The sequence below is a fragment of the Acinetobacter sp. B51(2017) genome (assembly GCF_003711395.1).
GTDB lineage: Bacteria > Pseudomonadota > Gammaproteobacteria > Pseudomonadales > Moraxellaceae > Acinetobacter.
The window spans coordinates 1-25,883 of record NZ_PJRJ01000032.1 but is presented as its reverse complement, the minus strand read 5'-3'; the positions used below and the strand labels follow the sequence as shown (position 1 = coordinate 25,883).

Genomic DNA, 25,883 nt, shown 5'->3' with positions numbered 1-25,883 from the left:
CTTTTAGTTGTTCAAACAAGTGGGACCATCTCTGATTTCGTCCTTGTTTACCGATGGACGAAGCATACCATTGGGTGGCTGAATCGAACCAAATAGATATATTTCCTCGATTGATCAAGGCTTTATTGTAGGTAGACCAATGAGTTGTATGATAGATTTTAGGAGTAGGCTTATTCATGTGAGAATTATATTGCTAAATGAGTCCTTAGAGGTAGGTTTATACAACAAAGCCAATGTAACCTAAAACTGCAATCCACTTATACGATTTCCCGATAAAATATATCCCATTCAACACTCAGGATCTGACAAACTTTCGGTATATTCCTCAGACAAATTGAGTAATCCTTAACATTTATAATTTTTCAAATAGCTTCATAATATCATCTTGACTAATTTTCGCTTCACCTTCCAAACCGCTAGTTAAAATAGATTCGATTAAAGCAGATTTATCTTTCTGTAAATCTATGATCTTTTGTTCAATACTTTGATTTGTAATCAGTTTATAAACAAATACAGGCTTATTCTGACCAATTCTCCATGCCCTATCAGATGCCTGATTCTCAGTTGCTGGATTCCACCATGGATCATAGTGAATTACTGTATCTGCTGCAGTTAAATTCAAGCCGACCCCACCTGCTTTTAGGCTAATTAAAAAAATTGGAACTTGTCCATGTTGAAATTTTTCAACGACTTCTTGTCTTTTTTTAGTTTGTCCAGTCAATTTTACATAATCGATGGCGATCTTTTTTAACTGCTGCTCAATCAGACATAACATCGTCGTAAATTGAGAAAAAATTAAAATTTTTCTACCTTCTCCTACCATGGTATGCACCATCTCAATTAAATAATCTAATTTAGCTGAGCCAGCTTCTTCCTTTTTAAAATTTTCACCGTTTAATAAACTTGGATGACAGCATACTTGTCTTAATTTTAACAGTGCATCAAGAATATGGATTTGACTCTTTTTTAAACCCTTCTCTTCAACAATTTGTATAATATTTTTTTGCATTGTTGCACGCACAGCTTCATATAATTTCGATTGCTGTAAACTCATATTGATGTTTACATCAATTACTGTTTTTGCAGGAAGCTCTTGTTCCACTTGAGTTTTTAATCTTCTCAGAATAAATGGTTTTACTCTTGCTACTAGTTTTTCCTTAAGATAAGACTTTCCGTGCTTTTCAATAGGATATCGATATTGCCGATTAAACGCTTCCTGCGAATAAAGAAAACCAGGCATTAGGAAATGGAATAAGGCCCACAATTCACCCAAATGGTTTTCAATAGGTGTACCAGTCAAACACAACCGATGATCAGCGCTTAATGCGCGTACAACTTGTGCAGCTTTAGCTCGGGGATTTTTAATATATTGGGCTTCATCAAGAATAAGTTGATGAAACTCATACTGACTGAGTTTTTCCTGATCTCTCACAACCAGTGAATAACTGGTAATTACCACATCATGGCTTTGAATTTCTTGGAAAAAATCATGCCTTTCTGCCCCTTGTAAAATCAATACTTTGAGGTCTGGTGTAAATTTATGAACTTCTTTAAACCAATTATGGACTAAAGAGCTAGGTGCAACAATTAAAGTAGGTTTTTGCTTTAGATAACCAGCCTGCTTTTCTAAAAGTAAATGTGCTAATGTTTGTGCTGTTTTGCCAAGTCCCATGTCGTCAGCTAGAATACCACCATGACCAATAGCTCTAAGAAACTGTAACCAAGCTATACCTTCTTGTTGATAGGGTCGAAGTTGCCCCCTGAAGCCATCTGGTGTACCTAAGATCTGCTGGGGTCCTTTCTTCATTTCCTCAATCATTTTATGTAGATGATCTGGCATTTTCCATTCGAATCTACCCCCTAAATCATCCTGTATATCTAAAAAATGTTGTGCATCATAATGATCTATTTTGCGTTCACCTTGATCTAATAAACTATATAAATTTAATATAATTGGCTTGATATCTTTAACTTGCATAGCAAAATCTGGATGTTTACCCAACAGAGCAGGGATCATAAAGATTCGATCATCATCTAAATATCTAAACTTCTCAGGATCCAATAAGTCTGGATATCGCTTCATTATCATTGAAATGATATCCAGTAGGTCATATTCTCTACCTTGTTTATCCTGAATTTTGGTTCCAATCTCAAACCATCCATTGTGGTTTTCTGAATCACGCATATAGAGTTCAATATGGTCTACATATTCCAGATTTAATGGGCTATTTTGCGTATGTTCAACTTTCCATCCTATCTTTTCGAATTGATTCACTGGAAATAATTGACTAGACCATTCCTTAAATTCAGCAGCAACAAGAGAATCTGTCTCCACATGTACAGGCTGTCGTTGCTGAGAAGATAGATCCTTAATCCATGTTAAAGATGGAAGTGCTTTCTCCAATCTTTGAAGTGCTTGTTGTTCTTGTAATAAATTGCGCTCTTGTCTTACAGGATGTCCTTGTATTTCTCCAATAAAATAATGATCAGTGCTAGTAAGATTTGCCGCTCCACTTGAATATCGGAACTCAATCTCTGCAAATGTTTGGCTATGATTATTTAATCTATGATTCAACTGATTTGTAGTCCCAAACCTTAAGATTGGCTGAGGTGAGCCACCTACTGTTTGTATTTCTTGAATAAAATTTGGCTTAGGTAGATTTTTCAAAAGATCAGATTGTGCTACGATTTTTTCAAAATCATGCATTAATTCTACTGACATTTCTGGCATTTTTTGAAAAGCAGTTAAAAGCTCAAATGATAACGTTGTTTCTAGATAGCCAACTTCGTTAGTAGAAATATCGATATAACATAAAGGCATTGTAGCCAATATCGATAAATTCGTATATATGTCTAAATGATAGAATTGATCCGCGTGACAAAAAGCAACTTTTAGTTTTTCTGTTTTAGTGACAATATTTTTTTGCCAACTTAGGTCTATTTGATAAACTTTATCTGACCACTGAAGAGGACGATCAATTGTTTTTTTCCAATATACCCGTTTACTGTGAATTAAATGCTCAAAAGACGTAAATGAAATACCTGTGATATCTAAGTACGATTGGTAGAAGTAATCCATTTTATTAGATTGAGAATAAGCATACAGTTGGCTAAATAATTTTCTTTGATCATCAGGCAATGTTAATTTCTCTGTAAGAATATTCTTATATTCCCTATAAGGCNTAAGACTACCTACTGTACCATTTTGATTAAGTCGTCCTTTTTTAACCTCAATTGTTAGCTTAGAAAAAGATTGGTCCAAATAATAGATTAAACAATTAGTTGTTGGTGTAATAATCTCTTGATTATGAACATCTAATAAACAACGCTTAAATTCATTTAACCACTTCTTCGCTTGAGTCATTTGAGATGACTGAGGTTGTAATCCTGACTGAAGCAAGTATTCGCTATTTAACTGGGTATGTACCTTTTCTCTATATTCTTTAAAGAAGAGCCTTGCTAACGCTGCTGCATGTTTACAGTGATAACCCACGGGACAACTACAATCATCATCAATCAATATACCAGTTTTTAAATCATAAATAATATTCGTGTCATAATAGTCAGTACCCTCAATCTGGGCATACATAAAAAGCTCTTCATCCTCTATCACAATATCAATGGTCTGACGATCAATTCGACTCACATAACTAGCACTACGCTCGATCGTTTTAGGACTAAAAAGTTTTAAAAAATTTATTAATTCAGACATTTGATATAGTTGGCGGCTTATGTATTGCTCGTCATAAGAAGAAAGTTAATTTACTTAATTAGCTTTCTGAAGAGATATTTTCTTTTTATCCTACTTTGAAAATAATTACAATATTTGATATAGATAAGCCAAGTAGATAGCCTGCAAATAATAACGCTTGTGTATTCAATATCGCTAAAGTACCTATAGCTATCTATATCGTAATTAACTTTGTGGCACGGCGTTTAGGGTAAATCGATTATTTCTAAGAAGAATACCAAAACATTAATGGCGTTACTTGTATTTTCTAAGCTGCCTACATGGCAGTGAACCAAAAAAACCGCGTTAGGATCATAAGTCGGATTTTCTAAGCTGCCTACATGGCAGTGAACTTGTTCGTAAGCCAGTTTTCGCTTTGCTGGATTTTCTAAGCTGCCTACATGGCAGTGAACGCATGCGATTTAAGCCTCGCTCCAGCTGTTTATTTCTAAGCTGCCTACATGGCAGTGAACTATGACACAAGTGGCATTTGGTACACAAAACATTTCTAAGCTGCCTACATGGCAGTGAACACTGTCGTGCCTAAACCAATCGTCCATACTTTTTTCTAAGCTGCCTACATGGCAGTGAACAATAAAGCGCTTGGCGGTCTTAAATGCGTTCATTTCTAAGCTGCCTACATGGCAGTGAACATGCTTGGCTTGAGTATCAAGCTGATTTTGGTTTTCTAAGCTGCCTACATGGCAGTGAACCAGCTTGTTTCTGTGAGTCGTATCGATCCTGATTTCTAAGCTGCCTACATGGCAGTGAACAACGTGGTGGAATCAGGCAACGGTCGCATACTTTTCTAAGCTGCCTACATGGCAGTGAACAAATCCACTGCTGCTGTAACCAAGTGGTTAAGTTTCTAAGCTGCCTACATGGCAGTGAACATCTGCTACTTTTAAGCCTTGGGCTTTCCTCTTTTCTAAGCTGCCTACATGGCAGTGAACGGCTTAAACACGGATTTAAAAACCTTTGTCGTTTTCTAAGCTGCCTACATGGCAGTGAACCTTGCCGTCTTGATAAATTTGATTGCCGTCTTGTTTCTAAGCTGCCTACATGGCAGTGAACAATTCTCACGAACAAATTTTGATGAGACGACATTTCTAAGCTGCCTGCATGGCAGTGAACCAGCAGTCGAAATATGCCGTTTACCACCATTATTTCTAAGCTGCCTACATGGCAGTGAACGTCATCACTAGTGATGGTCGTTTAAGCCAAGATTTCTAAGCTGCCTACATGGCAGTGAACGTGACGGATGAAATTGTGGTACCACCTAACATTTTCTAAGCTGCCTACATGGCAGTGAACATATGAAGGTGGTCAAGCATGAGTAAAGTAATTTTCTAAGCTGCCTACATGGCAGTGAACATCAAAAGCTACTTCGACTAAGTAACCGTTTTTTTCTAAGCTGCCTACATGGCAGTGAACTAATTAATTCGCATCACTTCCTAGAATGATTATTTCTAAGCTGCCTACATGGCAGTGAACAATGGTATCAATCACACCTGTTGTGATGCCAATTTCTAAGCTGCCTACATGGCAGTGAACTTGTAAAAGGGTGTTTGCTTAAAAAATCAGTTTTTCTAAGCTGCCTACATGGCAGTGAACGGCTGAAAAGTCGCGTCGTATTGGTTTAACGTTTTCTAAGCTGCCTACATGGCAGTGAACTGCTTACATTGGAAAATGGTTTTACTGTTACATTTCTAAGCTGCCTACATGGCAGTGAACATAAATGGTGAGTTACCATTAAGCATTACCAATTTCTAAGCTGCCTACATGGCAGTGAACACGTGCGGTCATGTCGATTGGTCGAAATGCAGTTTCTAAGCTGCCTACATGGCAGTGAACAGAATGTTAAATGCCAAAACTCAGTTTCAGATTTTCTAAGCTGCCTACATGGCAGTGAACATGAGTGATATTGCAACTATATCAACCGAAAAATTTCTAAGCTGCCTACATGGCAGTGAACTGATATTGCAATTGATGGTAAAACAGAGGCTTTTTCTAAGCTGCCTACATGGCAGTGAACAATATGAACGATGGTATTAAGGTCTTAGTTGATTTCTAAGCTGCCTACATGGCAGTGAACATTTAACAGCACTGGAGAACGATTACGAATCTTTTCTAAGCTGCCTACATGGCAGTGAACCACTTGATCAGCCTTTAAAATCTTTGCTTTTATTTCTAAGCTGCCTACATGGCAGTGAACTCATATCCATAAAAGAATCATTCATTGTGATTTTTCTAAGCTGCCTACATGGCAGTGAACCGCCATTAGTATCTTCAAATTCAACTACCCATTTTCTAAGCTGCCTACATGGCAGTGAACAGATGCCCGTACAACGATTTTTGCAGGGTCTATTTCTAAGCTGCCTACATGGCAGTGAACAGATAAGCAAAACCACCCCTATTCATTGCAATTTTCTAAGCTGCCTACATGGCAGTGAACCAATACCAGTGACAGCAGTAGGTCAGCCTGTTTTTCTAAGCTGCCTACATGGCAGTGAACCGAATCGCGGGCAAGACGCAGCCCAATATCGTTTTCTAAGCTGCCTACATGGCAGTGAACTCTCAGGCAAAGAAAAAGCCCCCACTCGTGGATTTCTAAGCTGCCTACATGGCAGTGAACGACAAAAGATTAATTAAGTCGCATCACTTCCTTTTCTAAGCTGCCTACATGGCAGTGAACCAGCGTGGGGAAATTCAAGAGTTAAAGTGTCATTTCTAAGCTGCCTACATGGCAGTGAACTTCTATTTGATTTGGTTTATGGTTTTCATATATTTCTAAGCTGCCTACATGGCAGTGAACCCATGTTATCACCACTGGAAGCCAGTTCATAATTTCTAAGCTGCCTACATGGCAGTGAACTTGTATCGAGTTTAATTACTCGTGTTCTCGTTTTTCTAAGCTGCCTACATGGCAGTGAACAGTAATACCAACGGTATTAAGGTTTTAGTTGAATTTCTAAGCTGCCTACATGGCAGTGAACTTTTTTCCATTTATCACTTGGTTCTGTGAAGTTTTCTAAGCTGCCTACATGGCAGTGAACTGGAGATAATAATTATGTTGCATTTAATTACATTTCTAAGCTGCCTACATGGCAGTGAACAAACCGCCATATAGGCGGTCTTATTTTTTATGGTTTCTAAGCTGCCTACATGGCAGTGAACATCGGGGGCTGGGAGAACGAAGTGCAATCTAATTTTCTAAGCTGCCTACATGGCAGTGAACATGGGTGTTTCGATTATTAATTTAGTTTTATTTTTCTAAGCTGCCTACATGGCAGTGAACCGGTTTTAATTTCGTGCATAGCAATAGCAACATTTCTAAGCTGCCTACATGGCAGTGAACAAGTGAATAAAATCGCAACGGAATTAAAAAGATTTCTAAGCTGCCTACATGGCAGTGAACACCAACCACAGCACGATAATTTGTATGAACGATTTCTAAGCTGCCTACATGGCAGTGAACCAGATGTTGTTTATGTGGGTCATGATTTAAATTTTCTAAGCTGCCTACATGGCAGTGAACGCGCTCTAAGTATCTTCTTGCATAAAAAAGCTTTTCTAAGCTGCCTACATGGCAGTGAACCATTCGGAGTATAAACAACACGATTATTAGCTTTTCTAAGCTGCCTACATGGCAGTGAACGTTTGTCACTTGGTAGAGCAAGGCAACACTAATTTCTAAGCTGCCTACATGGCAGTGAACATTCTTGCAGTGCGGCTTGCCAATTCTGCTGCTTTCTAAGCTGCCTACATGGCAGTGAACCAGATGATGATTTTCAAATCTCAAAAGGTGCATTTCTAAGCTGCCTACATGGCAGTGAACAACAAGCATTATTAAGTGTTAATGCAAGTACATTTCTAAGCTGCCTACATGGCAGTGAACTCGCGCCGGTGCGACGCGACGCGGGTATGTGATTTCTAAGCTGCCTACATGGCAGTGAACAGAATGAATGCAGAACAGCAAGCAAACTATTTTTTCTAAGCTGCCTACATGGCAGTGAACCCACCATTAGAAAAGGTGGACTCCCTCGACTTTTTCTAAGCTGCCTACATGGCAGTGAACTTGATAAGAAATCTAATCAGCAGTCTGTAACTTTTCTAAGCTGCCTACATGGCAGTGAACAATCTTGATTTTTTCTTGTTTGGAAAATGTAGTTTCTAAGCTGCCTACATGGCAGTGAACTTGTGATTCATTCCCCCCGCCTGTAGGCATCTTTTCTAAGCTGCCTACATGGCAGTGAACGCAATAGTCCAACTGTCCAGTTAATCAATTCATTTCTAAGCTGCCTACATGGCAGTGAACAAGACGGATCAACAGGATCGTCAGAAGCATTGTTTCTAAGCTGCCTACATGGCAGTGAACCACGCGCCACTCGCGAATCTGGCCGTCCGGGTTTTCTAAGCTGCCTACATGGCAGTGAACTAGAACCAGGGATTCGATCATATCACTTACCATTTCTAAGCTGCCTACATGGCAGTGAACTCCATGCCCCGCAAACGTTTGGACCATCGGTTTTTCTAAGCTGCCTACATGGCAGTGAACAGCTTCATAATCACTAATATTACAAATAACCTTTTCTAAGCTGCCTACATGGCAGTGAACACGGTTTTGGTGAAGAAATTGCTGTTTTATCGTTTCTAAGCTGCCTACATGGCAGTGAACCTGGCCAGTTGATGGCACTAAGTTGTTTTCACTTTCTAAGCTGCCTACATGGCAGTGAACGTGTTCGTGGATCTACTGAAGCTAATGATGCATTTCTAAGCTGCCTACATGGCAGTGAACTAAGTTTAAGTTTAGCAGTCGTTATAGGTGCATTTCTAAGCTGCCTACATGGCAGTGAACTTTCAGGTGGTGCCGTCTCGACACAACCTGCATTTCTAAGCTGCCTACATGGCAGTGAACTTTCAGGTGGTGCCGTCTCGACACAACCTGCATTTCTAAGCTGCCTACATGGCAGTGAACTATTTGTTGCAGCCAACATGATGACAGTACCATTTCTAAGCTGCCTACATGGCAGTGAACAGGACAAATACACTATGAGGCCAGCTTAATAATTTCTAAGCTGCCTACATGGCAGTGAACCTCAAGTCTTTGAACTACAGCAAGCATTTAGTTTTCTAAGCTGCCTACATGGCAGTGAACTTTCCTATTAAACTATCATCAGTTATTTTTAATTTCTAAGCTGCCTACATGGCAGTGAACCACTCGAAAAATAAATATCAGTTTCGGGTTCATTTCTAAGCTGCCTACATGGCAGTGAACTGACTAACTTAAAATCCACCACCTACAAGGAATTTCTAAGCTGCCTACATGGCAGTGAACACCCAGTGCTATTCCAGTTCCATTTTTTGGATTTTCTAAGCTGCCTACATGGCAGTGAACTCTCCAAAAATGCTTCGTATGCGATGCGGACGTTTCTAAGCTGCCTACATGGCAGTGAACCGACAAGATTATCGCTTATTGATTTCGTTATATTTCTAAGCTGCCTACATGGCAGTGAACTGCACTTCATCATAAACAATCAAAGAATTATCTTTCTAAGCTGCCTACATGGCAGTGAACGGGCTATAAAGCTCTGCTTAATTTTATAGAGATTTCTAAGCTGCCTACATGGCAGTGAACGCGGTTGTGTGCGGGTGATTAGTACCCATGATTTTCTAAGCTGCCTACATGGCAGTGAACAGTGATTTTAACGCAAAAAATAAAGCTATAACAGTGATTTAATCCTTAAATCCCCGAAAAGACCCAAGTTTTAAACCACCATTATAACCTATTGATTTTATTAAGCTGTTAAAGAGTATAAAAATATTGGGTTAAAATTCTGGTACAGGAGATACCGAACTTAATCCATAAGTGCTAAAAACCTGAGTTTCAGATTTTTCAGCGGGTTGCTTTTCAATAAAAATTTTAAAAGCATGCTTCTGACTTAATGGTAAATCTTCAGATGTACTATCACTCAGCATATTGATATAAGGCAAATCAGTTGTTTTTACAAACTGACCATAATGTGCCAAAGCATTTTCATAGCTAAAACGCCCTTTTCGTTCATCATGTCGTGCTAAACGAGCAGCATTACTTTTCACTTGTTTTCGTTTATACAGGGCATAACCAGTGATTTTTTCTGAAGGAACTAATTTTACAGAACTAATATGAACATAGTCCAAATAACGACTGAGCCATGTTGGCACATCCAGTTGAACTAATTCCTGTTCACTTAAACCAAAAATACGTAGCTTTTCGCCAATGAATCCTTTTCCTTTTTTAGGATCAAAACGATAATCAGGAAATGAAAAGCCTATTTTCACCTTACTGCTTTCATCTTTTAAACCAGCCAATGCAAGATGTAGCTGTTTATAAATTTTCGACCATAAAAAGTTAATCGAGATTTCATCATCTGGCAGAAACTTTAATTCCAGATAATAATTCATCATTTATCACTCTCACCAAATACGCCACCACGAACCAAAACTGCCATCACATAATGTTGCTGGTCAAGTTCAGGTACTTTATTTTCGTTGACCCAAGCATCAAACAAGCTATAAAAGTCTTGTTTTTCTTTCGGCTGACGATACGCTTTGCCTTCTGAAGTTACTGAACCATAAGGCTCAACTGCGATTGGTTTATTTGCATTTGGATACCATGTATCAATCGTACGCAGTGCATTACCGATTTTTTGTGAATGTATGCCTGCTTCTTGATTCCCAAAAGTATATAAAGTTTTACTCTTAGCACCTTTGGAATTGCTCGTATCTAAAATGAGTTCCTGTGATGGATAGACTTCTTGTCCTTCACCTAAACGAGAGAAACCTGTTACCTTAAGTAATACATGTTCCTGACCATTTAAACCTGCTTCAATCCAAGCTGAAAGCTTTTTAATTTCAGTTTGTTGATCTTGGTGTACGGCTACTTCATTTAAGCGATTCTGTAAGGCATCAAAACTTAATTTTTCTGTACTTTTACCATCGATTAAACGCTCAACCGTGATCGTAACATTTTCAGCGCCAATACGGTTACGCCACAAGAAACGACCATTAGCGAGATTCACTGCATAACGATTCGCGAGTTCACTAAATTTATTCGCTGTTTCATAACCTGATACTACTACTTCAAGGCGTTCAGCAAATGCTGCATCATTACATGCAGATGGACGACCTACATTTGGCAATACACGTAAGCTAAACGTCACAGCGACGGTATCTTTACCTTGTGGTAAAGCAGCAACGTCTACCGTTTGCAAATTCGCTTTATTGACAGCTGCATCAATATAAGCAGGATCAATTTCTTTGCTATTTTTAGGACGATTCGAAATCGTACCACGTACTGATTTTTCTTGAATTAAAATTGGTGCATTACCTGTGCCCTGTGCAATATCCGCCCAGTTTACAGCAAACATACGACCATCTGATGCATCAAGATGACGGTTAAATGAAAGTACTGATGCTGTTTTTAATTTGTCATTCTTAGCCATGATTAAAATTCCTCTTCTTCTGTTTCAAATTCAAATGATTGATGTGTTTCTTCGTCTGTTAATGACGTGTTGATCTCTAATTTCGGTGCAAACGGTTGAACCAACTCATAAACCCCATTTTTAGGTTCAATGTTGTAGTTCCATAAAATTTCCACAATATTTTCAATACGATGTGGGCTTTTCCATTCACCTAAACTAATCAAGGTTTCTACAAAGGTGGCAGGATAATCATTATGACGTAATCCTTTAATCTTCCCTTGAGGCTGTAAATCAGTTAAAGATGCATAACCAATCGGTATCGGCACAAGCCAACCTTTTAAATGTTCAGGGCGTGGTCGTAGCGTCCACACACCATCTACTAATTCTTGATCGACTGATGCTTCTTGCGCAGTACTGACAAAATTGAAGCGTTGAATATCCAATAACGTATCGAGCAAATCAGGACTATTTTTCTGAGTCGCTAAATATGTTAGATTTTGCGCTAACCAATCTTGATGTACCATCAACAGCTCATAACGATGCTGTAAAGCAAAGCCTGGTAATACAGTCCGACGTAGTGTTTTGGTTTTCTCTACTGCATCGTGTTCTGACCAATTGATTAATTTAGCCTTAACACGCTTATGTGGAAATACCGAACCACCTGCCAAACGCATGTTGTAGACCAACTGATTTAATCGAGCCAATAAGCTTTGCGTTTGAGTAGATAAATCTTCGTCATTCGCCGATAGATGTTCGTCTAGCCCCTCTCCTGCTAAACCAATGACTAAACTGACTTCAAAGTGTCCCTTGCCCTCTTCAATTATTGAAGGTGTAGATCCATTTGGATTAATTGGGTGACGAGCCAAATTCAGTTGATACGGTGAATAGCGAAAACTATTGGTTTTGCTAATTTGTGGATTAAATTGATGCGATATAATCCCAACCCCACAACATTCGACAGTTGCATATTCAGGACTTTGATTCAGTTGACGCTGTAAATGATGCATAAATCCAGTAAATGCACTTGGCGCAGGAAAACCCCATGTTAAATGACTACTGATAATCGACGCATTTTCAACATTTAAACGGACAACATACAATGCTTTAGGATAAGTCTGACGCATTAGGCAAACTCCTCTTTCAGCAATTGTAATTTTTCACGTAAAATCAAAGACCACGCACGGGCTTCATGATCGTCTAAATCCACAATCTTGCCTTTTTTTGTGAGAATCTCATTCAGCCATTTACCAAAGTTATAACCCACTTCAGTATGCCAATCTCGTTCACGATACGCCTGTAACCACTCGGCTTCTTCTTCAGTCAGCTCTTTGGCATCTTCTTTATCAAAGAGTTCTTCTCGGTAGCCATAATCGAGCCAAAAGCTTTCTGCACGATTAAAACTAGATTTCTGTGTCCAACCTGATGGTGCACTGTGTTGCAGTTCAAAACTCATATCAATAATGCAATCCGCCAATTTAAAGACCAAATCATTACGCTGGGAACGGAATTCATCATTATTACGACGATCTTCTTTACGATACAAAGTCACGATTCTATGCAACAACGGCTTAATGTCTTTACGATTGCTTAAATAAGCTGTAAAAACCGAACCACGTTTTGGTAGTTCAATCTTCTGACCTTTCCACGTTGGTGGAATAGATGGTAATAGCCACATAGATCCACGACGGTCACTATTCAGCTGTGAAATATTGTGCGGTTTAGAACCACCAAAATTTTGTACTAACAGATTCAGATATTCACGACTTTCATGGGCATGGTGTATTTTTTTAAACCGTGCTTCACGTAGTGCTTTACTCTCATCACTAAAACGATCATGAGAAAGCTGTTGATACACTCGGTGAATCAACGAACTCGGATATAAAATCACTAAGGTATGATATTCATCATCTTGCACAGGAAACAGCACTTGTTTAGAGAAGCGTCCTGCATTGAATTCTGTTGGCAATTGACTGAACGCTAAAAAGCGCTCATAACGTAACTGTGCAATTTCAGATTTGACAGACAATGCTGAGATTAATTCCTGATCTGCATTTAACAACCGCTCAAGTAACGGCATACCTTGAAAAGTTAAACGTAGCATCTTAAATACATCGAGTACGGCAGCATTACCAATTACATCTGCATCTAGTTTTATGCCTTGAGAACCCACATAGCCATGTGAATTTTTCGTATTGCTATAAAACATTGCTGATGCTTTTGAATCAGGGTGATGCTGTTTGGGTGTATGCGTCGCCAAACGTAATTGACTGATGCGTAGACTTGCATCTTCTAACCACGTTTCAACTTCATATTTTTCTAACAGCTTGTCACGCTCTGCCGTGTCATCCGCTTTAAGTTTTTCCAGCTTTTCATTCAAACGGCCTTGAATATATTGCTCGATTAACTCACGAATGCTAGCAGGCTCGGAAGTTTGCACTTCCTCTACTTCATCATTCATTTTTTCTACTCATTACAAAATAAATTATGTTTTAAATCATTTTTTGTTATCATCACCATAGATTAACTATCGTAAATGATAAATGTATCCAATTAATCAGACCCTTCTGATTAAATGCGTGCTAAACATTATTTCCCCCTCACCCTATCGGGTGATGTGTGATCCTGCCAGATCGATAGTTAGTCTTTTTAATTTTTAAACCTAGTTAGTACAAACAAACTATAATTTTAAAATTACTAAATCCAAGATAAATTATTTTTTCAGATATCACAAGTATAAAATTTAACAACTTGTAAATTGATAGCATCAACAATTACACTATCCGTGTTCACTGCTAAACAAGCAGCTTAGAAATAGTTCGTACATTCAAACTAGTTGGTATCTTATTCACTGCCATGTAGGCAGCTTAGAAAGCTAGGTTTATCAGGGTTATTCCCTGATAAATCCTAACCAATCGTGGTATTTCCACTTTTTTTGATCTTTTAGCTCAGGTAAATTCAAACTTAAGTAACGACCACAATTTTCACTCCAAATTTTTTCATTTGGATTGACCTCTAAATATTTCTGCAATGCCTGCTGAGGATTCTGATTTGGCCAACAATGAATCTGCGGATTGTCGTTTAGCTCAACTCGTCGAATTAAACTTTCTTCATACAGCCAATTTCCCGTTTTATCGTTATAGGCATAAAGACATAACGCTTCCTCGTCTTCCTCAGCCCTAAATGCCATGAACTTTTCTGCTTGTGATTGTCTAAATTGGCTTAAGCGTTGCAAAATCCCCGTATAATGAATCGGTGTATTCCAAAAAGCATAGGTTGGAAATTTAATCGGTACACTTCCAATGACTCGCATATCAGGGCTAATGCCTTGCCCCAATAAAATTGAGTGCATGCGATCATGCTCTAAATCAACCAAATTTGGATAACCAAATTTTTCATAATAGTTCTTTAAGTAGTTTGCCCCCGGTTGCTGCAAACGTGGTATCGCGTCTAATTGATCTAGATGAGCTTTTCGAATCAATCCATCATCAATATCTTTAGTAACGCCATTTAAAAAATGTCTACTCGTCTTAAACTCAAAACCCGTCGATTCAAAGCCTGGGCGTGAAAAACAACTTCGCTCAGGGTGTTTAAAATGTCGAATATTGGTTTCCATTAAAAAGACATTTGGCTTGTCATAAGCTTCTATGCGATGACGTCGCACTCGTCCAGAAGCCTGAATAATCGAACGCATAGACGATGGCTCTAAGATCATCCAATCATAATCATGATCTCGCCCTACTTCACAGACAGGCGAAGCTAAAACTAAAATAATATGCTGTTGTTCTGAATACCTACTTAGCCATCCTTGTACCATTGCATGATCATGTGGCTGTTTAGCTTGATTTCGATCTAAAATTTCATCTAAATATTTTTCAATATTTGCACGCATCAACAATGGAAAACGCGAATGATAGACACAAATATGAATGCGTATATTTGGATCAATTTGCTGTTTTAATAATTGCTGAGCAATCTCCGCTAAGGGATCAATATTGGCAAAACGTACCAAGCCTACACTGTATTGTTTGCCTGTAGCAGGATCTGTAATTGCATTCTCACGATGTGCAAACATTGTGGTTTGCAGAATTTTTTCCGCAAACACTTTTTCCCACTTTTCCTGCGCTGACATTTTTCGAGGTAAACCCACCCATTTAACCGTACGTCGCTTTGTGTGCTGTGCTTGCTGATTCAAAAAATCAACACGTTGTTTCGTAAATTTGAGATGGGCTTTTTTAAAGACGTCATTCGCTTGACTGTCACTGATATTTTGATTACAAGGAATAACCTCATGACAAATACTACTCGGATTTTCATCAAACCACGCTGCAATAATGGGTTGGTCTGCTTGTGTACGATTGGCATTATAAAATTTTCGCCCTGAACTATACGCCAAATACAAGCCATTAATTTCGGCAGGTGTAAGCGTTGCCGATGACAACAATACACGACTACCTAACAAACCCGCCCAATGCACTAAACGAGTCAATGCATAATAGTCTTCAGGGGAAAAATCATCAGGCTCATCAAGGACTAAATCTGAAGACATTAAACGTAACATCGGTGCAATTTGTTTGCCACCACGGGTACTTTCGGTTGTAGGAATCAAATGATCTATCGTGCAACATAAAATTGGACTCATCAACATTTTTCTAATTTGATGATTTCCCTTTAACCATTTGGCAAACATATGCTGCTGATCAAGAATGCCTTCAAAATCTAGTTCATGATCATCATAATCTACATAAGTTTCGTCATCGATGAATCCACTTAATGATTCTGATCCTATATTTTCCGCAATATACTGATTTTTTTTAGGATCAATGTTTTCGATATTTTCTTCTAAAATTTCAGATGAGTCTCTATGACTATAATGCTCAAAGATTTCTTTAACTGCCCCACCACCCACCATGATGGCTAAATCAGTTTCATCTAAATCCAGTTTGTGACGTAATGCTTTCCCCGTTTGCAAGGTCAATGTTCTTAAACCTAATGCAATATTAAAACGTGCACCTTTATCAGGATCAGCAAGCCCATACATAATGCGCGTATTACCCAATGTTTTACCACGACCTGTCGAAGCTAAATTCACGCCAAAAAAACCGTGATTGGGATACTCTTTCTTTATTTTTCGAGCTAACTGATAAGACTTATCTTGCCATTGGTAATATGAGTTATTGGTCTTACCTTCCAAACTTTTTTGCTGAGGTAAACGATCAAATAAGGCATCAAGTCGAGTCAATGCACCCATGAGTTGTCTTACTGATTGACTTACTCCCACCAAATGATCATCGAGCGGTTGTTTTAATGCACCAAATTTATCCGTATTAGCAAAACGTTCATACGTTGGATCATGCCATTTGGGATTAGGATCACAACTTGAATAATAATGATCTGATAACATTAGAGTCAGGCGAGAAATATGACTTACATAGGGATCAGTTAGACCAATGGAATGTGGCAGATTTAACAATTGCACTAAATTACGTGCGCATGCATTTGCTTCCTTACACCACATTTCACTATTGAAAGGAATATGATCTTTTCTGATATCCCAACATTTTTTAATCTCTTTTTGTTTACTACTATCATCCTCTAAGTATTGTTTTGGATAACACCATTTAAAGGTTAAGTCTTCTAAAACCGTATTGAATTTATGGGCTTCATATTTTGGATCTCTTGTATTCGGTATCGGTAAGCGATGATGAGAAACAATCAACCAAGCAACCAACTTCGCAATTGGCGGTAATTTTTGAAATGGTGAAGGAGAGGCTTTATCAATTTCATCTTTAATGAGATTTTTGAACCATGCAAAATCATGATTTTTCCCAGATATTGTCACAAGCTGAGAAATCCAATCCTGATCAGTTTCCCCACAACTATGTACAAAAGCTTCAAATAATCTTAAAGAAATCCATTCATGTCTAAATGGGTCAGCTACTGGTTTTTTACTCTTCGAAGCATTTTTTAATTTCGCAGCAAAAAATGGATTAATTTTTCCAAAATCATGAAAAAGTGCAGCGATACGAGTGACTTGGCTGACAAAACTTGCCGAGTGCCAATTTCTATCACAATAATCTATTTTTAGCTGTTTTGATGTTCGATTTACCGGCACGATACCCTCAGTATTAAACTTATTCCGATTCCCCACAATCCACAACAACTCACTGCGTCGTCTGCCCCGTATCCAATGACAACTCACCGCAGTACTTTTGGTCACTGTTTTACGTAGTAATTTTTTGACCGCAATGAGACCATCTTCGGTAATCACCGTTTGCCATGTGTTATCACCAATCCGATCAGCAAAAGCATCCAAGACACGCCGTGTACGTGGAATAGCTTTCTTTTCGCATTGACTAATAAAGGTCACAATCATAATGAATTCCCATCCACATCATGATTTTTGCAAGCTTGTGCTTTGACTTGATCAAACATAAAATCCAGTGCCTTATGCTCGGTAAACTTTTGCAAAACTTGTTGTCTGAATTCTTGTTCAGTCATTTTTTCTTTGGCACAGATAAAGGCATAAGGCAGCACGATGGCATCTTTAATTAAATCCGCCACATCAAACACCAAAGCACCACGGCGTGTTTTGCCATGCATCACTGCAAACCCATGTGGAATGCCAAGCACCCACAGTGTCGTAGCTGCTAAGCCATAAGCGAGATAATTACCATGATTTAAAAAATCGTTGGCTAAATCCCCTTGTTCAGGGTTACGGTTAAAATCTTTCAATCCTGTACGTGTCGCTGCAATTTTATAAAGCTGTTTAGTGGTTGCCGCTTCGGCAAGAAGTAAATCACCCACCTTGGTTTGCTGTGGAATTTTCTGAGCAAAACCCTCAAGTGCTTGCTGAATATCTAAATCATCAATATAAAATTTATATTCTTTTAGATCGCGATCTTTTTCCCAAATTTTTTGAATAAATTCAATGCGTGACGATTGGAATTGTTTTGCCACGTCTAAACGTTTGGCTTCATCAAACCAAAATTGCATCCAACCTTGCATATATTCGGTTGGGCGATATTCACTTTGTGGCATCATCCATTCAATTTCACAGCCCATAAATAGAGGGGTTCCACCACCGCCGGTAAAGCCAACGAGTACCCCGGCACTGGCAAGCATACGCATCGCGGCTTGAGTAATGGATGTCCCCGTTCCAAGCATAAGCACTGTGGTATTGGCAATCGGGATATTCCAATATTGGTTTTCATTTTTGGCTTCGGTCAAATATAAAACACGACCGTCTTTTTGCATGACACGACAATGCTCAAGATAGTAAAGATTTGCACGTTTAGAATGTAAGATCGCTTTAAGATCAGAGGGGTTAAGTTGTTCCATTTTTATAAATATAATTAGAATGAATGCATTGTATTATAAACGACTCATTTACTTATAACATAATGATAATTCCATAATACGACACAATATGTCGCTCTAGTTTAAATCTTCGTATAAAACAACCTAGTAATGGCTTCCATTGTTGTATTTCTAAGCTGCCTATGTGGCAGTGAACAGATACTTAGAGCGCGAATCTCATGAAAAGTATTTCTAAGCTGCCTATGTGGCAGTGAACAGCAATACATCTACATCTCGCAAGCCGTTTAATTTCTAAGCTGCCTATGTGGCAGTGAACGAAAAACCATTTCTAAAATTGCCAGTGTTATATTTCTAAGCTGCCTATGTGGCAGTGAACTGTTTAACGATCCATGCAAGAACATTAAAGCATTTCTAAGCTGCCTATGTGGCAGTGAACTGAGCAATCATTTGCTGATGATCTTCGGCATTTTTCTAAGCTGCCTATGTGGCAGTGAACTCATTAAATTGACAGAAGATTGCCGTTTAGTTTTTCTAAGCTGCCTATGTGGCAGTGAACATTAGATAAGGTGAGTTCGAAGTGGGTAGGTTTTTCTAAGCTGCCTATGTGGCAGTGAACATCCGCTTTTTAACCAATTGGCCAATCGGAAATTTCTAAGCTGCCTATGTGGCAGTGAACATGTCTGCTAATAATGCGAATGCGTCTATGATTTTCTAAGCTGCCTATGTGGCAGTGAACTGCCCTGCTGCATCAGATCCAGTGTTTGGCTTTTTCTAAGCTGCCTATGTGGCAGTGAACAAAATACTGACCAATTTTTAAAATACAGACAATTTCTAAGCTGCCTATGTGGCAGTGAACCAAAAAATTTATCAAAAGCTTATGCAGAATTATTTCTAAGCTGCCTATGTGGCAGTGAACTAACTGCACCATGTTTCAGCAGGGTGCATCGTTTTCTAAGCTGCCTATGTGGCAGTGAACGTTCAGGCAGCGTATAAGCTGTAATTAAGACATTTCTAAGCTGCCTATGTGGCAGTGAACCTTAGTAGTAATGGTGCTAATAAAACCGAGACTTTCTAAGCTGCCTATGTGGCAGTGAACTCTGGTGCTTTGGTATCACCGACTAACAAAGTTTTCTAAGCTGCCTATGTGGCAGTGAACCCTCAAACATTGGACTAACGGTGGTTTCAAGTTTTCTAAGCTGCCTATGTGGCAGTGAACGATTTGGGCGGTAAAAACCGCAACGAGCTTTATTTCTAAGCTGCCTATGTGGCAGTGAACTACAGAGATTCGATACACGAGCTGTATATATTTTTCTAAGCTGCCTATGTGGCAGTGAACCTAAACTTAATAGTGATTTTATTTATCATTATTTTCTAAGCTGCCTATGTGGCAGTGAACAAAAAGGAGGTTGAGGCGCTCAAAAAGGTTTGTTTCTAAGCTGCCTATGTGGCAGTGAACTATACGTTGACTTACCCACAACTTTCTAAACATTTCTAAGCTGCCTATGTGGCAGTGAACTTGAAAACGGTTGGTCCCAACAAGCACCAAAATTTCTAAGCTGCCTATGTGGCAGTGAACCACTAGAAAAATAAATATCTGTATCGGGTTCTTTTCTAAGCTGCCTATGTGGCAGTGAACAAAAAAAAAAGAGCGATTAAAGTTGATCGAGGTTTCTAAGCTGCCTATGTGGCAGTGAACGACGCATTCGACCCGATAGAGCGCAAAGTAAATTTCTAAGCTGCCTATGTGGCAGTGAACAAGCATGCCAATATTAAAAAAGAGCAACAACATTTCTAAGCTGCCTATGTGGCAGTGAACCTTCAAGCAGTACGAAGCGCACAGAGCATGGGTTTCTAAGCTGCCTATGTGGCAGTGAACTTATGTGGACTTGAAAATAAAGCATTTTTAAATTTCTAAGCTGCCTATGTGGCAGTGAACTTGTAGACTTTTAAAACCCCTAGCGACTTAACATTTCTAAGCTGCCTATGTGGCAGTGAACGTATCATTATGGTGAGAGTTGAGCAGATAGAATTTCTAAGCTGCCTATGTGGCAGTGAACCAAGGGTGGTAATCTCTGGCACTTTGGAGCTATTTCTAAGCTGCCTATGTGGCAGTGAACATGATTATTCCAGTGACTGTTGAAGGATTTGTTTTCTAAGCTGCCTATGTGGCAGTGAACAGCATATTTGCGCGTTAGCGCCTACTCGTTCGTTTCTAAGCTGCCTATGTGGCAGTGAACTTTTGGCGTGGCCTTTTCTGTTTAAAAACTATTTTCTAAGCTGCCTATGTGGCAGTGAACACTATAGGCACTTTGCATGTTGGTATCAAAGATTTCTAAGCTGCCTATGTGGCAGTGAACAAGTTTTGAGCATTTTTAAGCTCGTCTTGCACTTTCTAAGCTGCCTATGTGGCAGTGAACCGTGGCATTCCTTATATTAAAGCTGAAGAAAATTTCTAAGCTGCCTATGTGGCAGTGAACAAGAGCGCATCAATGGCGGTGCTTGTTTAACCTTTCTAAGCTGCCTATGTGGCAGTGAACGAGCAAATTTATCCGAAGCAGCTTAGTTTTAATTTCTAAGCTGCCTATGTGGCAGTGAACTCAATCGAGGTGCTTCTGTGCGCCATGCGAATTTTCTAAGCTGCCTATGTGGCAGTGAACGTACAAACTTACTGGTGGCACCATCGCAATGTTTTCTAAGCTGCCTATGTGGCAGTGAACCTTGGAAAAACCTAACTAGCTCTCGATCCAGCTTTCTAAGCTGCCTATGTGGCAGTGAACGAGAATTTTAAATACTCCGAGTCTGAACCGATTTTCTAAGCTGCCTATGTGGCAGTGAACCACCTATCTCTACGTCACCAGTGGCGATCATATTTCTAAGCTGCCTATGTGGCAGTGAACTGATTATTTACCGATACACCGCCCAAGGCAACTTTCTAAGCTGCCTATGTGGCAGTGAACTTACAGAACAAGAAATCGAACAAGGTGCAATCTTTCTAAGCTGCCTATGTGGCAGTGAACCGGGCGCTCATATTGCATTGTCGGGCATTATTTTTCTAAGCTGCCTATGTGGCAGTGAACTGCACTTCATCATAAACAATCAAAGAATTATCTTTCTAAGCTGCCTATGTGGCAGTGAACACGTTCTGCTCTACACCCGCAGGATTGATCACTTTCTAAGCTGCCTATGTGGCAGTGAACAGTAATTTTAGCGTAAAAAATAAATCTATAACAATGATTTAAGCCCTAAATCTTTAAAAAGACCTAAATTTTAAACCATAATCATAAACTATTGATTTTATTAAACTGTTAAAGAGCTAAAAAATATTGGGTTATTTTTGGCTTAGTTTATCTAATTTTTTACCCTTGTCCAACGCGAATATCTACTTTGTACATTAAAATCGAGCTCAATTAAGAAATACATCATACTTGATCATGCTTTAAACATGATCAAGTATTCCCAGCAAAGCTTTAACCAAACAAATCAGCCCGTGCTTCCTCTAACTCACGATCTGCTTTAAAGCGATTACAATATGGATGCAGTAAGGTTCCATTATCCACATCACCGCGACCACCAACAGAGCGTGCGATAATATGGTCGTGTTCAATACTATCTAAATGTAATAAGCCATCACACACCTCACAGAAGTTATGCCGAGCCACCTCAATTCTTTGCTTAATTAAAGCCTTTGTAAAGCTTGAAAACTGTGTTGAATTTTTCCGATTCGATGGCATTAAACCGAGGATATAACCCGATACATCATCTACCAGTTGATAATCATAATCTGCTTCGAAGTTTTGCTGGAAAAATTCAGTAAAGTTGATGTATGGAAAACTTTTTGAAAATACCATCATGATGGTATTCATAGTGTTCGGATCATCCACATCAATGTCCACTCTTTTGGCCACTTCAATGAATGCCAAATAGACCAGCTCTAAACGCTCATGCCCCTTCACCCCACTCCCATATTTACCAATGGTTTCAGTAATCATAATGGGGAAGTTGGCAATTAGCATTTCAACATTACTTCGTACTGCCGTAAATTGGCGTAATTTACGCTGATCGTGAATATCAGACATAATGCTAAACCATGCCAGTAAACTGGTGATCTGCACACGCGTATCTTTAAAGAAATATAGCTGCGGATGTAACCCCAGACTGACTAAATGCGGATCATAAGGCGATGTCACCATACGGGTCAGTACTGCATACAAGCGTTGCAAATGATGGAGTACCGACGTCGCTAAACTTGCCCCAGAAAAATACTCCTGCGTATCACCTCTGGTCAAAATATCAAATAACTCATGCACGATCCCAATCCGTTTGCCATGCGTCATGTAGGTATTGAGTAGCATATTTTGGAAAACCAGATGATGAATCTTTTCACCTAGTTCGATCATCTGATTTTCAAGATCACTGCCTAGCTGCATCAGGGTACTTTTATTATCATCTAAATAGCAACATGCTGACGTAACATAGTAGCGAACCGTCCCTCGATGACTTAAATGATACGCTTCGTTTTTATCCAAACTCTTGGTATCTGAGTTCATACTTTCAAACACACGGCGCGCATCTTCGGGTGATCCCATCACCTGCACAAAACGCATTTTTAAATGTTTAATATTGTTTTTAGCTTCCTTAAATTCCTCCAACTCGGAAGTCATAATCTTTTGAAAATCCGCATATTGACTTAAAGATTTCCGCAATGTACGTAATTCTTCTTTTTGTGAAGACGTAAATTTGGGGGCATCTTTAACTTGCTCATCAATAAAATAACGTTTGATCCACGCATAGACGCTCGATAAACGATGCCCCCCATCAATTAAATACATATTCCCCTGTTGATCTTTCCAATACAAAAAGGTCAGCCATGCATTAGGATCAGTCGTACATGCATTAATGAAACGAATAATATCGCGTAGACTCCAATATTCAGTCGAGCGTTGATTATCGGCTTTGTAGAGCTTATCGATAATTTCACTTTGGGCAAAATCTGCAAGTGTAATTTCAAAATCATCTCGTTGAATACTGTATTGCTCAGGATAAGCAATCATAGGGCGACGGTTTAAGACGTTTTTTAATAACATGGTTTGTGCCATGGGAAGATTCCTTATTTTTTGTGTCGTGTCCCCTTACCCACCGGATTATGGGTATATTGAGGACACAAGGATGAATGAAATGGTTGCTATAGGCTTAAGGCTTGGATACAGACAACGTGTTAGGTTTAGTTTCAAAGCCCACATCACTTAGGTAGCTTTGCCAAGCATGTTGTTGTTTTGGGTCTTGTAATAACTTGGCGACTCGGGAGCTAAAGCCTGCCAAAGTTTCTCCGACATCAGCATAGCAAGAGGCAAAACCCGTATGCTGTGCTAATCTTTGAGCAAAGTAATGGATCTGTTTAGGACTCATACTTTGTGTTTTAGATGACTGAGTTTGTTCAGCTGTCACTTGATGCGTTACTCGCTTATTGTATTTATGACTGTAGGCATGGATGAGCCAATCAGCAAAGTGATACAGCATCAAATTGACATTGCTGAGTCGATCTTGATTGTAAATCTCAAAAGCACGGCGTTCTCTTTCAAACCATGGCGCCGTGATCAGTGCTTGGAATGAAATTTGGTCATTGGCTAAAAAGACTTCTGTCTCAAGTTTTTCAACATCGAGCCAGGTATTTTTATATTTAGATTCTTCTGAAAGATTCTTTGGGAGATTCTGTGTACCGTTGACGGCACTATTCAAAGTCCCGTTGTTGGCATGATTAGTCGTACCGTTATTGGTACTATTCATTGGAGATAATGGTGCCAGATTTGGCATCATTTCTCGTCCATGAATACCCATCAAACGGTAGACTTTAACGCGTTTAGTGGTGCCTTTACGTTCACCCGTATCTTCGATTAGTCCTTCTTCTAGCAGTTCAGCAATAATTTTAAGCACGGTTTTACGTTCAAGACCTGTATCTCGCTCTAAACGCGCCATACTTGGGTAACAGCAATGGTCTTCCCCAGCACGGTCTGCTAATGACAGCAGCAATAAGCGTTTTAAGGGTTTACGGCTACCCCCTGGTTTTTCGTTGAGTTCGAGTTTCCATGCCCAATTGGTTGCATCTAAGCTCATAACGCCACCTCACCTGCTTTAATAGTGAGATAAAAAGCCATGCGTTGGGTATTTAAATACTGCACATTATTTTGAGCAGCACAAAGCATATTGCCATTTGTAGGCAACTGTGATAATTTTCTTTGCATATTCAAACCTCAGATGTTTGAGTTCCTAAAAAGCCTGACCTGCACGTCGGGCTTTTTTTATGTAAATTAAGGGCTTCTAATTTGTTTTTGGCTAAGTAAATCTCTTATTTGATATTCGCGTACGAGTGGAATCTTCTCCTTCTTCCATTGACTAATCGCTTGGGTACTGATACCCAGCAGCTTTGATAATTGCGTTACATTACATTGCATGACAGTTAATGCTTCTTGCCTAGTCATCTTTACACCACAAGGTAAGTTTACTTACCTTTATTAAACATAATAAAAGTTACCCTGTCAAATGGTAAGATTCATTACATCTGCTATGGATACAAAAATATGGATCATTTAGGTACTCGCTTAAAACAGCTTCGAAAAAATAAAAATATTACACAACAACAACTTGCTGAGTTAATTGGGGTATCTAAGACATCTATTATTTATTGGGAAAAAGGTGATAACTTACCTAAACATGATAGTTTAATCACCTTAGGTAAGGTTTTGGGGGTAAGTCCAACTTACCTTATGCAAGGTAAGACAACTGATAATCTCGAGGAAAATTCTAGCTACGTTGTCCCTAATCGCTTCATTCCATTACTATCTTGGCAACAGGCCAATCAAAAAGACTCATTAAAAAATATCGACGCAAATCATAAAAATTGGTTAGCAGCACATCCCAATATGACCAAGGATTGTTACGCCTTAGAAGTTTTAGGCGAATCTATGCTGCCAGAATTCCGTCCACATGATTATCTGTACGTTACTACTGATCTAGAATCAGTGTCCCTTAGGACAGGCGATTTTGTGATTGTGCAAACTCAGGACCATCAAGACGCTCTATTTAAACGCTTAGTGATAGAAACGGAGGGTATGTTTTTGCAGGTTTTAAATGAAAAATGGCCACAACCAATAATACCGTTAACGGCATCATTTAAAATTGTGGCAAAAGTAGTGGGGTTTTGGCGGGATTTAAGTAATTCAAATATATCTTAAGGATTTTTAATAAACCCTGATCCTAGACAGTATCGTGGACAACAAATCCCTCTAAATTCTTAAAATATTTCTGTTCAAAGGCTTCTGGGCTTAACCAGCCGTTTGCGGAATGCCTTCTGACCCGATTGTAATAAATCTCAATAT

Annotated in this window: 12 protein-coding genes, 2 pseudogenes and 2 CRISPR repeat arrays; of the genes and pseudogenes, 1 reads left to right on the top strand and 13 read right to left on the bottom strand. The window is 39.0% G+C overall.

The window, feature by feature from the left end; translation table 11 throughout:
* Nucleotides 1-22: 22 nt before the first annotated feature.
* The 12 genes and pseudogenes from CYK47_RS12735 to CYK47_RS12685 all read right to left on the bottom strand — a co-directional run.
* A pseudogene (locus CYK47_RS12735) lies at nt 23-178 on the bottom strand (IS5/IS1182 family transposase); the annotation flags it as partial.
* Nucleotides 179-352: 174 nt separating this feature from the next.
* Nucleotides 353-3,712: a DEAD/DEAH box helicase gene (locus CYK47_RS12730; protein ID WP_122902226.1), complete on the bottom strand. Its 3,360-nt coding sequence runs from the start codon at nt 3,710-3,712 to the stop codon at nt 353-355.
* 283 nt (nt 3,713-3,995) lie between these two features.
* A CRISPR array of direct repeats spans nt 3,996-9,428; the repeat unit is 28 nt; unit sequence TTTCTAAGCTGCCTACATGGCAGTGAAC.
* A 131-nt stretch (nt 9,429-9,559) separates the two neighbouring features.
* Nucleotides 9,560-10,177, bottom strand: coding sequence for a type I-F CRISPR-associated endoribonuclease Cas6/Csy4 (gene cas6f, locus CYK47_RS12725; protein WP_252150283.1), 618 nt, complete (start codon nt 10,175-10,177; stop codon nt 9,560-9,562).
* A complete protein-coding gene (gene csy3, locus CYK47_RS12720) occupies nt 10,174-11,214 on the bottom strand; it encodes a type I-F CRISPR-associated protein Csy3 (protein WP_122902225.1) in 1,041 nt (346 codons plus the stop codon). Before csy3 ends, cas6f begins: the two co-directional genes overlap by 4 nt.
* Before the next feature lie 2 nt (nt 11,215-11,216).
* Nucleotides 11,217-12,317, bottom strand: coding sequence for a type I-F CRISPR-associated protein Csy2 (gene csy2 / locus CYK47_RS12715; protein WP_122902224.1), 1,101 nt, complete (start codon nt 12,315-12,317; stop codon nt 11,217-11,219).
* Complete coding sequence (gene csy1 / locus CYK47_RS12710; protein ID WP_122902223.1) at nt 12,317-13,651, bottom strand: type I-F CRISPR-associated protein Csy1; 1,335 nt, start codon at nt 13,649-13,651, stop codon at nt 12,317-12,319. Before csy1 ends, csy2 begins: the two co-directional genes overlap by 1 nt.
* 429 nt (nt 13,652-14,080) lie before the next feature.
* Nucleotides 14,081-17,566, bottom strand: coding sequence for a type I-F CRISPR-associated helicase Cas3f (cas3f, locus tag CYK47_RS12705; protein WP_122902222.1), 3,486 nt, complete (start codon nt 17,564-17,566; stop codon nt 14,081-14,083).
* Nucleotides 17,563-18,531, bottom strand: a complete 969-nt coding sequence (cas1f, locus tag CYK47_RS12700) for a type I-F CRISPR-associated endonuclease Cas1f (RefSeq protein WP_122902221.1) — start codon at nt 18,529-18,531, stop codon at nt 17,563-17,565. Before cas1f ends, cas3f begins: the two co-directional genes overlap by 4 nt.
* A gap of 147 nt (nt 18,532-18,678) precedes the next feature.
* Nucleotides 18,679-21,707: direct repeats of the CRISPR family, unit length 28 nt; unit sequence TTTCTAAGCTGCCTATGTGGCAGTGAAC.
* 270 nt (nt 21,708-21,977) lie between these two features.
* Complete coding sequence (locus CYK47_RS12695) at nt 21,978-23,606, bottom strand: HNH endonuclease (protein ID WP_122902220.1); 1,629 nt, start codon at nt 23,604-23,606, stop codon at nt 21,978-21,980.
* Between the two features lie 94 nt (nt 23,607-23,700).
* A complete protein-coding gene (locus CYK47_RS12690) occupies nt 23,701-24,621 on the bottom strand; it encodes a helix-turn-helix domain-containing protein (protein ID WP_122902219.1) in 921 nt (306 codons plus the stop codon).
* Complete coding sequence (locus tag CYK47_RS15800) at nt 24,618-24,749, bottom strand: hypothetical protein (RefSeq protein WP_286206921.1); 132 nt, start codon at nt 24,747-24,749, stop codon at nt 24,618-24,620. Before CYK47_RS15800 ends, CYK47_RS12690 begins: the two co-directional genes overlap by 4 nt.
* 66 nt (nt 24,750-24,815) lie before the next feature.
* Nucleotides 24,816-24,959 carry a Cro/CI family transcriptional regulator gene (locus tag CYK47_RS12685; protein ID WP_353653407.1) on the bottom strand — a complete coding sequence of 48 codons (144 nt, stop codon included), beginning with the start codon at nt 24,957-24,959 and terminating at the stop codon, nt 24,816-24,818.
* A 126-nt stretch (nt 24,960-25,085) separates the two neighbouring features.
* On the opposite strand from CYK47_RS12685, the gene CYK47_RS12680 reads away from it, so the two are divergent.
* On the top strand, nt 25,086-25,739 hold the full coding sequence (locus CYK47_RS12680; protein ID WP_122902217.1) for a helix-turn-helix domain-containing protein: 654 nt from the start codon (nt 25,086-25,088) through the stop codon (nt 25,737-25,739).
* 22 nt (nt 25,740-25,761) lie between these two features.
* Here the strand turns inward: CYK47_RS12680 and CYK47_RS12675 are convergent.
* Nucleotides 25,762-25,883 (bottom strand): annotated as a pseudogene (locus tag CYK47_RS12675) (IS3 family transposase); the annotation flags it as partial.

Coding starts and splice junctions, on each gene's coding strand:
- cas6f (WP_252150283.1), bottom strand. CDS start 10,177: ATGATGAATTATTATCTGGAATTAAAGTTTCTGCCAGATGATGAAATC.
- csy3 (WP_122902225.1), bottom strand. CDS start 11,214: ATGGCTAAGAATGACAAATTAAAAACAGCATCAGTACTTTCATTTAAC.
- csy2 (WP_122902224.1), bottom strand. CDS start 12,317: ATGCGTCAGACTTATCCTAAAGCATTGTATGTTGTCCGTTTAAATGTT.
- csy1 (WP_122902223.1), bottom strand. CDS start 13,651: ATGAATGATGAAGTAGAGGAAGTGCAAACTTCCGAGCCTGCTAGCATT.
- cas3f (WP_122902222.1), bottom strand. CDS start 17,566: ATGATTGTGACCTTTATTAGTCAATGCGAAAAGAAAGCTATTCCACGT.
- cas1f (WP_122902221.1), bottom strand. CDS start 18,531: ATGGAACAACTTAACCCCTCTGATCTTAAAGCGATCTTACATTCTAAA.
- CYK47_RS12695 (WP_122902220.1), bottom strand. CDS start 23,606: ATGGCACAAACCATGTTATTAAAAAACGTCTTAAACCGTCGCCCTATG.
- CYK47_RS12690 (WP_122902219.1), bottom strand. CDS start 24,621: ATGAGCTTAGATGCAACCAATTGGGCATGGAAACTCGAACTCAACGAA.
- CYK47_RS15800 (WP_286206921.1), bottom strand. CDS start 24,749: ATGCAAAGAAAATTATCACAGTTGCCTACAAATGGCAATATGCTTTGT.
- CYK47_RS12685 (WP_353653407.1), bottom strand. CDS start 24,959: ATGCAATGTAATGTAACGCAATTATCAAAGCTGCTGGGTATCAGTACC.
- CYK47_RS12680 (WP_122902217.1), top strand. CDS start 25,086: ATGGATCATTTAGGTACTCGCTTAAAACAGCTTCGAAAAAATAAAAAT.